We start from the raw sequence: 12,652 nt of genomic DNA on the forward strand, positions 1-12,652 counted from the left end.
GATCATTTCCGAACAGGGGTGGAGACCGCACACCAGTGCGGACACGGAGATAGTACTCACCTGGGCACCCTTGCGGTGAATGCCCAGGTGATCGAGGTCTTCGGTTGTGGCCGGCGGAGATCCGCCGGCCGCTACAGGCCGTTCTCGTCCGCCGACTCCTTCGGGGAGGCCTTGGGGACGCCGGTCTTCTTGGCCGGGGTCTTCTTGGCGGCCGTCCGCGTGGTGGTGCCGGTCTTCGCCGCCGTCGTCTTCTTGGCGGCGGGCTTCTTGGCCGGGGCCTTCTTGGCCGCGGGCTTCTTCTTGGCGGGCGCCTTGGCGCGGCGTTCGGCCAGCAGCTCCGAGGCGCGCTCGTCGGTGATCGACTCCACCGCGTCGTCCTTGCGCAGGGAGGCGTTGACCTCCCCGTCGGTGACGTAGGGACCGAAGCGGCCGTCCTTGACCACCATCTTGGCGCCCGACACCGGGTCCTCGCCCAGCTCGCGCAGGGGCGGGGTCGCGGCGCGGCGACCGCGCTGCTTGGGCTGGGCGAAGATCGCGCGCGCCTCGTCCAGGGTGACCGTGAACATCTGCTCCTCGGTCTCCAGGGAGCGGCTGTCGGTGCCCTTCTTGAGGTAGGGGCCGTACCGCCCGTTCTGCGCGGTGACCTCGTCGCCGTCGATCTCGCCGACCACACGGGGCAGCGACAGCAGGCGCAGCGCGTCGTCCAGGGTGACGGTGTCCAGGCTCATCGACTTCAGCAGCGAGCTGGTGCGCGGCTTGGCCTTGGCCTTGGCACGCTTGGGCTTGGTCGCGCCCTCGGCCTCCTCCGGCTCCTCGATCACCTCGGTGACGTAGGGGCCGAACCGGCCGGTCTTGGCCACGACCGGGCGGCCCGTCTCGGGGTCGGTGCCGAGCTCGCGGTCGCCGCTGGGCTGGGCGAAGAGCTCCTCGGCCTTGGCCTCGGTCAGCTCGTCCGGCGCCAGGTCCTCGGGCACGTTCACCCGCACGCCGTCGCGGTCCAGGTAGGGGCCGTAGCGCCCTACGCGCAGCACGATGTCGGTACCGGGCAGGGGCAGGGAGCTGACCTCCTTGGGGTCGATCTCCGACAGGTGGTCGCCCACCAGCTCCTTGAGACCGGTCTCCCGGTGGCCCTCGGTGTCCTCCCCGCCGAAGTAGAAGCGGCGGAGCCAGGGCAGGCTCTCCGCCTCGCCGCGCGCGATGTCGTCGAGCACGTCCTCCAGGCGGGCGGTGAACTCGTAGTCCACGAGGTTGCCGAAGTGGCGTTCCATCAGCTGCACCACGGCGAAGGCCAGGAAGGACGGCACGAGAGCCGTGCCCTTCTTGAACACGTAGCCGCGGTCCAGGATGGTGCCGAGGATCGACGCGTAGGTGGAGGGGCGGCCGATCTCCCGCTCCTCGAGCTCCTTGACGAGCGAGGCCTCGGTGTAGCGCGCCGGCGGCCGGGTGCTGTGCCCCTCGGCCTCCAGGTTCTGGGCCTTGAGCGGGTCGCCCTCGGCCATCGCGGGCAGGCGCCGCTCACGGTCGTCCAGGTCCGCGGCCGGGTCGTCGGACCCCTCCACGTAGGCCTTGAGGAAGCCGTGGAAGGTGATGATCTTGCCGGTGGCGCTGAACTCGGCGACCTCACCGGTGGAGGAGGTGCCCTCGATCCGCACCGTGACGGACTCGCCGACCGCGTCCTTCATCTGGGAGGCGACGGTGCGCTTCCAGATCAGCTCGTAGAGCCGGAACTCGGGGCCGGACAGGCCCGTCGAGGCGGGGGTGCGGAAGGCTTCGCCCGCGGGGCGGATCGCCTCGTGCGCCTCCTGCGCGTTCTTGACCTTCTTGGCGTACACGCGCGGCTTGTCGGGGAGGTAGTCCCCGCCGTACAGGCTGCGCACCTGGGAGCGGGCCGCGTTGACGGCGCTGTCCGACAGCGTGGTGCTGTCGGTACGCATGTAGGTGATGTAGCCGTTCTCGTAGAGCCGCTGGGCGACCTGCATGGTCTGCTTGGCGGACAGCCCGAGCTTGCGGGACGCCTCCTGCTGGAGGGTCGTGGTGCGGAACGGGGCGTACGGCGAGCGGCGGTACGGCTTGCGCTCGACCGAGCGGACCGAGAACCCGGCGCCGGCCAGGCGCTCGGTGAGGCCGCGCGCCGTGGCCTCGTCCAGCTGGCGGACCTCGCGGTCGGAGCGCAGCGCCCCCTGCGGCGTGAAGTCGCGGCCGACGGCGATGCGCTTGCCGTCCACGGAGACGAGGGTGGCCGGGAAGGTCGTCGGCCCCTCGGGGACGCCCGCCTCCGTCGCGTCGAAGAGCGCCTTGATGTCCCAGTACTCGGCGGACGTGAACGCCATGCGCTCGCGCTCGCGCTCCACCACCAGCCGGGTGGCGACGGACTGGACGCGGCCCGCCGAGAGCTTCGGCATGACCTTCTTCCACAGCACGGGGGAGACCTCGTAGCCGTAGAGGCGGTCCAGGATGCGCCGGGTCTCCTGTGCGTTGACCAGGCGGGTGTTCAGGTCGCGGGTGTTGCTCGCCGCGCGCTGGATCGCGTCCTTGGTGATCTCGTTGAACACCATGCGGCGGACGGGGATCTTGGGCTTGAGCTCTTCGAGGAGGTGCCAGGCGATGGCCTCTCCCTCGCGGTCCTCATCTGTGGCGAGCAGGAGGAGGTCGGCGTCCGCCATGAGCTCCTTGAGCTTCCTGACGTGCGACTTCTTGTCCGCGTTGACGACGTAGAGCGGCTCGAAGTCGCCGTCGACGTCCACGCCGAGCCGGGCCCAGGACTCGCCCTTGTACTTGGCGGGGATCTCGGCGGCCTTGTTGGGCAGGTCACGGATGTGACCGATGCTGGACTCCACGACGTAGCCGCGCCCCAGATAACCGGCGATGGTCTTCGCCTTGGCGGGCGACTCGACGATGACCAGAGCGGTGCCCGTCCCCTGCCGTCCGCTGTCCTTCGAGCCGTTCTTGCCGGCGCTGCCCTTCGTGGGTGGCACGCTGTTCCCCTACGTCTAGCCTTACGTGATCTATCCGGCCGCGGTCTGTCGGTTCCCGTGGGACACCGACAGTAACCGAAACTCCAGGCACTCCCCCGTCGATGGGCGGGCGGGGCCCTCTCCGCGTGTGCGGGGTCCACCTCCCCGGGCAGCCGCCCGGCTCACACCCACCGGCATCCGCAGAATAAGCGCTTCGCGCACCGGTACCGGTCCGTAGCGTACGCGAGCTGTCCTGGCAACGCCCATCCGTTAACGGTCGCCGCCTTCGGCGAACACCCGGAACCTCTCCTGTAAGTGACTTCAGTCACACTTGAATACGTCTGAGTGGCGGCATTCCCCAGAATGCGGCGAGTCCTCCCGGAAATTCCCGGGAGGACTCGGCTCACGTCCTGAGCCTGCGTCGTCACCTCCACCCTCCCGCAGTCCACCGCGTTCCAAACGGAACGGGAGTGCGGAGGCGACTCAACGTGCTCTTCGGACGCACACGGCACCAGCGTGCCGGGGCGGGGGTCCCGTTCCCCGGGTCACCGTCGTCCTGTGGGATTCGGCACCTCGCAGTCCACCGCGTTCCAAACGGAACGAGGCGCCGTCATCCTCCAGGTCGGGCGGCGGGCCCGGGGGCGCTACCCCGCGCTCGTCGCTACAGGCCGATGCCCGCGGCGCCGAGCAGCTCGCCGACGACGTCGACGCTCGGAGCCGCCTCGGGCAGCTCGTCGGCGTGCTCGGGCGCGTGCTCACGGACGGCCTGCGCCGTGGTCTCGCTCAGGGTGTAGTCGACGGGCAGCATCTGCGAGACGGGGATCTCGGGCAGGTCCCTCACGACCGGGGCGGCGTCCAGCGCACCGGCCTGGTGCTCGGTCGCGCTCTGGTGCACGACCGCGGCGCCGGTGTCGGTGGAGCTGGCGCCCGCCAGGCTCGCCACGGCGGCGACGGCGTTGCCGGTCGCGTTGACGGGCACGTCCCCGTGGGCGACCAGCTGGTTGCCGCCCACCAGGGAGCCGTTGCCGGAGGTCGCGACCTCGGGCTCCTTCTCGAGGACCAGGGCGCCGGTGTCGGTGGCGGCGGCGCCCGCGACGCCGCCCACGGCGCCGATCGCGTTGCCGGAGAGGTTCACCGGGACGTCGAGGTGGGCGACCAGCTGGTTGCCGCCCAGGGCCGAGCCGTTGCCGGAGGTGGCGGCGGACTGGTGCTCACGCGGGGCCGACTGGCGCAGGATGCCCGCGTCCACGCCGGAGGTGTCGGGCAGGAGGCTGACGTTCGAGACGGCCTCGCCCAGCAGCTCCTCCACCGTGTAGTCGGCGGAAGCGGACTGGTGCTCGCGGCCACCGCCGTTGTACACCAGCGCGCCGGTGTCGGTGGCGGCGGCGCCCGCGACGCCGCCCACGGCGCCGATCGCGTTGCCGGAGACGTTCACCGGGACGTCCAGGTCGGCGACCAGCTGGTTGCCGCCCAGGATCGAGCCGTTGCCCGAGGTCGCGACGTCCGGCTCGTGGTCGTGGTCGTCGTGGCTGTGGCCCTGGTGCTCGACGTCGTAGCCGTCGTGGCCCTCGTGGCCCTGCTGGCGGTCGTGCTCGTGCTCGTCGCCGTCGTGGCCGTCGTGACCGTGGTGGCCGTGGTGCCCGTGGGCGACCAGCGCGCCGGTGTCGGTCGCGGCGGCGCCCGCGACGCCGCCCACGGCGCCGATCGCGTTACCGGTGACGTTCACGGGGACGTCGCCGTCCACGACGAGCTGGTTGCCGCCCAGGACCGAACCGTTGCCCGAGGTCGCGACCTCGTTGTGGTGGTGGTCGACGACCGCGGCGCCGGTGTCGGTGGTCGACGCGCCGGACGTGCCCAGGATGGCGCTGACGGCGTTGCCCGAGAGGTTGACCGGGATGTCGGCGTTGGCGACAGCCTGGTTGCCGCCCAGGACCGAACCGTTGCCGGAGGTCGCGGCGTCGGTGTCGGCGAAGGCCACGCCGCTGCCCAGAGCGACGAATCCGGCCGCCATGAGCACGGACTTCGCGGAGGTGCTGGCCCACTTGTGCATGTGGGGAGTCCTTTCGAGAACAGGTGTGGAAGAGAAGGTGTGCTTGTGCGTGCTGGTGCTCGGTCCACAGGCCGTTCCACATCCCTGGGTGGGGTGTGGGCCTTCGGCCAAGGCCGGGGATCATCCGGTCGGCCACGCACCTGGGCGGTGCGTGTCGGCCGGTTCAGGAGGGCGCGCCGCGGTCGCGTCCCGCTGGTTGCGGGTCGGACGCGCGCGCCCCGTCGATCAGCTCCGCCCTGGTGGGGCGGCGGCTGGCGTGAACCCCGCGCACATGGCCTCGGCCGGTGCTACGGGACTCGCGTCAGCCCCCGGGCCGCGCGAAGCGGCCCGGGAAGCCGATCAGACGCGGGCTCGGCGCCGCTTGCCGGCGACGACCAGGCCGATCCCGGCGGCGACCGCGGCGGCCGCGGCGGCGACCATGCCGAGCAGGCCGGTGGAGTCGGTGCCGGTGACAGCGAGTTCCGACGCGGGGGGCTGCTCGGACGACGGCCAGGAGAGCTGCTCGGACGTCTGCTGACCGGGCGCCTCCGCCGAGGAGGAGCCGGGGTGGCCGGGCGCGGCCTGCTCGTCCACCGGCGCCGGGCTCTCCTCGGAGAGCCCCTCGCGGTCCTCGGGAACCTCCTGGCCGGGGGTCTCACCCTCCGAGGACTCCTCCCCGGGGTCCCCTCCACCCGGCGTCTCCCCACCGGGGGTCTCACCCTCGGGCTTCTCCCCACCGGGGGTCTCACCCTCGGGCGACTCGCCTCCGGGGGTCTCACCCTCGGGGGACTCCCCACCGGGGGTCTCACCCTCGGACTCCTCGGGCTCCTCGTAGCCGCCCTGCGGTCCCCGGACGGAGGACGAGTCGGTGACGGAGGCTCCCGAGTCCGTGCACTGGGCGCCGGCGAGGCCGAGGATCGCGATCGCGTTCCCGCAGACGTTCACGGGGACGTCGAGGTCGGCGATGAGCTGGTTGCCCCCGCCGATGGAGCCGTTCCCGCTGGTGGCGGTGTCGGCGTAGGCGGCTCCGGCGGTGGTGGCGGCGGTGGCGGCGATGAAGCCGGCGGTCACCAGTGCGGCGATACGTGCTTGAGTCTCGTGGGTCATCGCGTGTCCTTTGTCAGCAGGAAGGTCGGCTGGCTACACGTGTGACCGCGGTCGGAGAGCTTCACGCTCTGGGAAAGCCGGGGTGAAGGCACGTCCGCCGGAGTCGGCAGGACGGCTGCGTGCGGGAGCGCACGGACCGGCCGCGGTCGAAGACGCGGCTAGTCGGGAGCGAAGCTGGGGTCGTCCGCGGCGTCGCGGACGACCAGGGTGGGGTCGCCGGGAAGGGCGACCCGCTGGGCACGGGGAGCCAGGTGGCCGGCCCGAGCCATGAGGAACCCGGCAGCGCCGGGAGCGGGGAAGGACGGGGCGGTGGCGCCGGTGGCGTCCGCTCCGGCCGAGTGGTGCGAGCCGCCGCCGCCGATGAGGCGGATGCGCTCACCGGGGTCGTCGTCGTGCACACGCTCGGCTGCCTCGAGGGCGGCCGAGCTCCAAGCGGTCGGTGCCGCGTGCACGCCGGTGTCCGCCGACGTACCGGGACGGGGCACCTGCGTGCCGCGACCGGACTCGGTGGAGGTGCGCTTGACCGCGGGACCGGCCGGGTCAGTCGTGAGTTCGTCCGTGGCGCCGAGAACGGGCAGGCCCAAGGGGGCCGTGACGTTCGCAGCCTCGCTGATCCCCCCGTGAACGGCGCGGGTGGACTCGGTCAGCCCTTCGGCGACCGTTCCCACCAGTCCGCCGTCACGCAGCGAATCGTCGGTGGACCGGACCACGTCCTGCCCTGTGCGGGCGATGCCGCCGACGAGGTTCCCCGCGCCGCGCGCGGTCCCGTCCACGGTGGAAGCGGTGTCGCCCACGACCCTGCCGGCCGCGGCTCCGGTCCTCGTGTCCTCCAGCGCCGACGTGACACCGGTCTCGTGCAGGGCGTTCGCGGGAAGCGCGGCGGCCTGGGGCACGACGTGGCCCGTCAGGGTCTCCGTGGCGGAGCCCGCGTGGGCGGCGGTGTCGGAGAGCCGGGTGCTCCGGATCTCCTGGGCGGCGGTCTGGCCGGTCTCCTCGGCGGTGTCGCCGAGGTCCATGACACGGTCGACCAGGCCGTCTGCTCCGGAGGCGGTCTCGCTGTGGGCGACACCGATCCCTCCGGCCAGCCAGGCGACGGCGACGATGCCGGACAGGAGCAGTAGGCGAGCGCAGGCACTCCGGGACACACAGGCAGCGCGACCGGTCGACACCAGCCACCCCCTGCCCGTGAGCACCATGATGCTCCTCGTTTCGCTACTGCTGGACGGTCCCGTGCGGCGGTGCCGCCACGGTCACACCGGTGCCGGTTCCCACCGCACGGAGGCGGGAGGAGAACCAAGACACCCTCGAACTCAAAGCAACCGTAGCATCACGTTGGGTGATGGCGCACCCGAACGAGAACCGCGCCGAGAAAGTTTCTCGACGCGGTTCACCAGGCAGGACACCGCAAAACGCGGCGAGGTCAGCTCAATCCGACGAAACGGTCCAGGACCCTGACGCCGAACTGGAGACCGTCCACGGGAACGCGCTCGTCCACCCCGTGGAACATGCCCGCGAAGTCCAGTTCCGGGGGGAGCTTGAGCGGCGCGAAACCGTAGTTGCGCACGCCGAGGCGGGAGAAGCTCTTGGCGTCGGTCCCGCCGGAGAGGCAGTAGGGAACGGCCTTCGCTCCCGGGTCCTCGGCCAGCAGCGACTCGGACATGGCGTTGACCAGTCCGCCGTCGAAGGGCGTCTCCACCGCGGGCAGGTGGTGGATGAACTCGCGGTCGACCTTCGGGCCGAGCAGTTCGTCGATCTTCGCGAAGTACGCGTCCTCGGTGCCCGGCAGGAATCGGCCGTCCACCTGGGCGGTGGCCTCGCCCGGGATGACGTTGGCCTTGTACCCGCCCCCCAGCACCGTCGGGTTGAGGGTGTTACGGAGAGTGGCGCCGATCATCCGGGCGATCGGCCCAAGACGGGCGACCGTGGCCTCGACGTCCTTCTCCTCGAAGGGGATGTCGAACTCCTCGCAGATCTCCTCCAGGAAGGTCCGCACGGTGGGGGTGAGGTGGAGCGGGAACTCGTGCCGGCCCAGCCGGGCCACCGCCTCCGCCAGCTCGGTGACCGCGTTGTCCCTGTTGGTCATCGAACCGTGCCCGGCGGTGCCGCGCGCGGTGAGCTTCATCCACGCGATGCCCTTCTCCGCGGTCTCCACCAGGTAGAGGCGCCGGTTCTCCTTGACCGTGAACGAGAACCCGCCGACCTCGCTGATCGCCGAGTCGCAGTCGGCGAACAGTTCCGGGTGCTCGGCCACCAGGTACTGGGCGCCCCAGGTGCCCCCCGCCTCCTCGTCGGCGAGGAAGGCCAGCACGATGTCGCGCGGAGGGCGGCGCCCCTCGCGCAGGCGCTGGCGCAGCATGGCGAGAACCATCGCGTTCATGTTCTTCATGTCGACCGCGCCGCGGCCCCACACGCACCCGTCGGCGACCTCGCCCGCGAAGGGGTGGTGGGTCCAGTCCTCGGGCGCCGCGGGGACGACGTCCAGGTGTCCGTGGATGAGCAGCGGAGGACGGGTGGAGTCCTCCCCCGCGATCCGGGCCACGACGTTGCTGCGCCCCGGGTGCTTCTCGTAGATCCTCGACTCGACGCCGACCTCGTCCAGCTTGGCGGCCACGTACTCCGCCGCCTTGCGCTCCCCCGGGCCCGAATGGTCGCCGTAGTTGGAGGTGTCGAACTCGATGAGCTCCCTGCACAGGTCGACGACCTCGACCTCCGCCGCGCTCAGGACCTTGTCTGGCTCTGCCATCTGACGCTCCCGTCCAGCCGCACCTTTTGCCCTGCTGTCCCCCCGACCCTGCCACGGCGGCCCCTCGGCGGAAAACCTGGTTCGTGGCACCCCAGACTTTTGCTATGGTTGACCTGTACGGCGCGAGGGCGCCGGACACCCGGTCCGGGTGGCGGAATAGGTAGACGCGCTAGCTTGAGGTGCTAGTGCCCGTTAAGGGTATGGGGGTTCAAGTCCCCCCTCGGACACACAACATCTCCCTACGGGGATCAGCGCAGCTTTCGTGCGGGCCGAGACGAGTCTCGGCCCGCACGCTGTTTTTCACGGGGTCACAGCGCATCCGCGGACCGGCCCCCGGGCGGCGCGGCTCCGGAGGGAGCCTGCGATCCCGGTGGCCTTCCTGTTCGTGCCGCTGTCCGGCAACCGGGTACGCGTGGCCGGTGACATCGGCAGCGCACCGGTCGACGAACCACACATGCATCGCGTCGTACTCCAACGCGGTGTCGCACTGCTCAGTGCGGCAGCCGGTCACAGCCGGTCGATGCTCACAGCCCCCGACTCCTCGGGAGATCCGGGCCGCTTCAGGGCGAAGGCGGCCCCGCTCGCCGGTGGCGACGAACTGCACGTGAGCGCCGGTACTGGTCCACGACGAGCGAGGCGAGCGGGGGAACGGACCGGTTCGGTCCGCGGCGGCTCGAATCGCGCCTACGTGCGGTGACGCTCGCCTGCACCGCTGCGGCGCGGAGGGACTTGGAGCGAACCAGCGTGCACGGCGGCTCGACCTCGGCGTCCTGGCCCGCGAGCCATCGCTGTGGGGCGTCGGGGCTGCCGGGCCGGCGCGGTCGACTGCTCCGTGGTCATGGTCGGGATCCCCTTGCGTCGTCGCGTTGCTGAGTTTTCGGCGCGGTACCTCTACGCGAGCGTGCTGTCGAGCTCCGGAGGTCGCCGCCGAGAAGATAGTGAACACTCACTTCATGCTGGTGGTGAGTGTTCACTGTCCAAGCCTGAAAAAGGTTGCCGGCGGGCTTGAAGGCCAGGGGCTTCACCCCTGACAAAGAACTCGCCCAGTCGGGCGATCAGTCAGGGTGCACCACTGCAGCCCTACCGGAATTCGTGCGTCCGGGTCCTCATCATGACACCACAGGAAAAGGAAACCACTTGGTCATATCGGACGGTCGCAAAGCGACCGCTTGCACGCAAGCTTCCACACTCCTGCCGTTGCGAAACGGTACATGGAGGGCCCACGCGAGTTCCAGCCCCGGAGGCGATGGCATGGAAATACGACCGTCAGGAGCCCGAAGCCAGAAAACGGTCCGCCCAGGCATCCCCTTCCGCGCGAGAAGGCAAGTTCATGGAGGCCGCCACCATGTACAACATGCCCGCGGCGAAGAAGTCGTGCGCCAGGTTCGTGCCGACTCCGGGCATTGCCTCGAATCGCTCGAACACGTCCTGCGTCCACTCCTGCATGAGGTCGCGAATGTCGGGATCATTGCCGGCCGCATATCCTTGAAGGAGGATGAGCATCAGCTCACGGTGCTCCATCAGCACACCCCAGGCATCGGACATTGTCTGGAGCGGATTCTCTTCGTCCTTTTCCCCCGGGATGAGCATATCTTTTTCAACCTGCGCGAAGGTCTGCCTCAGAACCGCCATGAAGAGTTCCTTCTTGGTGGAGAAGACACGAAAAAGATTGGGGTGGGAAATCTCCACTTCCTTGGCGATGGTCACCGTCGAACCGCCGTGCAGCCCTTTATGGCTGAACTCCTTCAAAGCCGCAGCGAGAATCTGCTCACGACGCAGCTCGATACTGACGCGCGGCCTTCGTTCCCTCCGAATTTCCGTCATGCTTGATAGTCTACACTCAGCAAATCTGGAGAGGCGAAACAGGACACGACTGCGCGTGCTTCCCGGGGCGGCTCCGCGCACCCACGATGGACGAGCGTCGCACGAGCGGCCCAGGGCGACGTCGCGAGACCGGATACAGCCGGCTTCGACATCCATGAGCGGCGTCTCCGTGGGGTGAACGCGGTGGTTCGGAGCAACCACCGCGTTCACTGCCCTCCGCACGAGCGCACTCCTCCCGCTGGACGGAGCGGAGGCTCAGCCGAGGGCGGCGATGCGGCGGCTTTCGAAGAAGGCCGCCAGGAGGTAGGCGATGCTCCCGGCGAGGGAGAGGACCCAGAACGGGCCGGGCGGGGGGAACAGGAGCGCCGCGGTGGCGATGAGGGCCAGCGCAGTGCCGAGACTGTAGTGGAGCACGTTGCGGCGGGCGGCGCCCTCGGCGATGTTGATCAGGCCGACGACGAACACCGCACCGGTGGGCCACAGGACGTCCTGGGCTTCGGCGGGGATGTCGAAGGTGGTGGTCAGTCCGGTGATGCCCAGGGTGAGGGCGATGAAGACGGTGGCCCAGGCGTTGCCCAGGAGCTTCTCCGAGAGGACGTCCGCCGGTCCGGCACCCTTCTGAGCGCGTTTGGCGGCCATGAGGGAGGACACCACTCCGGGCACGATGCCGCAGGCCAGCAGTGTCAGGGGCACCCACAGGGGCAGGGCCACGAGGGGGTCGGGGCCTCCGGAGACAGCGAAGGCGCCGTGCCCGAAGACGAAGGCGAAGGCGAAGCTGCGGTAGGCGAACCGGCTGTCGATCGGGCTGGGGCGAACGCCGCTCGCGGTGTCGTCTGCGGCGACGGAAGGTGTGGTGGACATGGTGAGCCTCCGGTCGGGGTCTCGTGTGCGCGCATGAGTCATGGTGGGCGAAGCCTGGAAAACGGAGGGACCGGGATGCCGGTCCACGCCCTGTGGCCCCGAGGGCGGGGGGCCACAGGACACGGGTCCGGTCAGGAAGCGGCCCGGCGGGTACTGGAGGGCCCGGAGGCCTTGTTCGGGGTGCCGCCACTCAGTTCGGCCGCCTCGCGCAATGCCTCGGCGATCGGCTGTGGGCGCAGGCCGAAGGTGGCGGTGGCCGCCGAGGAGTCCATGACGAACGGCGCCGAGAACTGATAGGCCGTGGTCTGGAACTCGCGCACCATCGGGACGAAGGAGCCGGTGGCTTTGAAGATCCAGTCGGGGAACTTGCCGATCCTCGGAGCCGGGGTTCCGACCGCCTCGCTGAATCGGTGGGCGAGTTGACGGACCGTCAGCGGATCCGCGCTGGGCACGTGCCAGGCACGGTTCCACGCCCGCTGTTCGGTGGCCGCGGTGATCAGCATCCTCGCCACGTCGTTGATCGAAGTCCAGGTGTGCGGTACGTCGAGCGGGGCGGGGACCAGGGCGCGGCTGCCGGACAGCAGCGGCTTGGCCAGGAAGAGGCTGAGGAGTGATCCGGCCTGGATGTAGTCGCTGGCGCGCACCTCGGTGACGGCGCGGATCCGACCGGCCTCCTGCGCGGCGAGGGCCTCCCGCCACATGTCGGCACGCACCTTCAGCTTGGGTTGGGTAGCGGAAAGGGGGGTGTCCTCGGTCATGGGGCCGGTGACGTCGCCGTACCCGTAGAGGCAACCGGCGATCACGAGGGGGGCTTCGGAGCGCTCGGCGGCGGTGAGCAGCGCGGCGCTCATCGGCGGCCAGTCGGTGAGCCAGCGGTGGTAGGCGGGATTGAGGCAGTTGTAGATCGCTGCCGCCCCGTCCGCGAGCTCGCTGAGGCGATCAGCGTCGTTCGCGTCGGCCGAGATCAGCTCGATCTGCTCATGGGTCGGCCCCCGGCCCGAGCGGCTGACGAGCCTCACGTGTTCGCCGAGGTCTGCGAGCTGGAGCGCGGTGGTCGAGCCGACCATGCCGGCGCCGACGATCAGGTGTGCGGACACAGGATGTCTCCCTGCGGGAAAGGAGAGCAGCGCTCTC

At 70.3% G+C, this 12,652-nt stretch carries 8 protein-coding genes and 1 tRNA gene; 1 reads left to right on the plus strand and 8 read right to left on the minus strand.

Annotated elements, in window-relative coordinates:
* Nucleotides 1–131: 131 nt before the first annotated feature.
* The 5 genes from topA to Q8791_RS03500 form a co-directional block, all read right to left on the minus strand.
* Entirely contained in the window at nucleotides 132–2,975 is a 2,844-nt protein-coding gene (gene topA, locus Q8791_RS03480; RefSeq protein ID WP_330090068.1) for a type I DNA topoisomerase, read from the minus strand.
* 640 nt (nucleotides 2,976–3,615) lie between these two features.
* Complete coding sequence (locus Q8791_RS03485) at nucleotides 3,616–5,004, minus strand: hypothetical protein (protein WP_330090069.1); 1,389 nt, start codon at nucleotides 5,002–5,004, stop codon at nucleotides 3,616–3,618.
* 339 nt (nucleotides 5,005–5,343) lie between these two features.
* Nucleotides 5,344–6,090: a chaplin family protein gene (locus Q8791_RS03490; RefSeq protein ID WP_330090070.1), complete on the minus strand. Its 747-nt coding sequence runs from the start codon at nucleotides 6,088–6,090 to the stop codon at nucleotides 5,344–5,346.
* 158 nt (nucleotides 6,091–6,248) lie between these two features.
* The gene (locus tag Q8791_RS03495) at nucleotides 6,249–7,286 is read right to left on the minus strand and encodes a hypothetical protein (RefSeq protein WP_330090071.1); all 1,038 of its coding nucleotides are present in this window, start codon (nucleotides 7,284–7,286) and stop codon (nucleotides 6,249–6,251) included.
* A 224-nt stretch (nucleotides 7,287–7,510) separates the two neighbouring features.
* Complete coding sequence (locus tag Q8791_RS03500; protein WP_330090072.1) at nucleotides 7,511–8,833, minus strand: M20/M25/M40 family metallo-hydrolase; 1,323 nt, start codon at nucleotides 8,831–8,833, stop codon at nucleotides 7,511–7,513.
* Nucleotides 8,834–8,975: 142 nt separating this feature from the next.
* Here Q8791_RS03500 and Q8791_RS03505 point away from each other — a divergent pair.
* Nucleotides 8,976–9,060, plus strand: a tRNA-Leu gene (locus Q8791_RS03505).
* A 1,039-nt stretch (nucleotides 9,061–10,099) separates the two neighbouring features.
* Here Q8791_RS03505 and Q8791_RS03510 read toward each other — a convergent pair.
* From Q8791_RS03510 to Q8791_RS03520, 3 genes are all read right to left on the minus strand, one after another.
* A complete protein-coding gene (locus tag Q8791_RS03510; protein WP_330090073.1) occupies nucleotides 10,100–10,657 on the minus strand; it encodes a TetR/AcrR family transcriptional regulator in 558 nt (185 codons plus the stop codon).
* Nucleotides 10,658–10,912: 255 nt separating this feature from the next.
* A complete protein-coding gene (locus Q8791_RS03515; RefSeq protein WP_330090074.1) occupies nucleotides 10,913–11,518 on the minus strand; it encodes an ABC transporter permease in 606 nt (201 codons plus the stop codon).
* A 131-nt stretch (nucleotides 11,519–11,649) separates the two neighbouring features.
* Nucleotides 11,650–12,615 (minus strand): NAD-dependent epimerase/dehydratase family protein, encoded by a 966-nt coding sequence (locus tag Q8791_RS03520; protein ID WP_330090075.1) that lies wholly within the window; start codon nucleotides 12,613–12,615, stop codon nucleotides 11,650–11,652.
* Between the last annotated feature and the right edge of the window lie 37 nt (nucleotides 12,616–12,652).

This window comes from Nocardiopsis codii (genome assembly GCF_036327455.1).
In the GTDB taxonomy this organism is placed as follows: domain Bacteria; phylum Actinomycetota; class Actinomycetes; order Streptosporangiales; family Streptosporangiaceae; genus Nocardiopsis; species Nocardiopsis codii.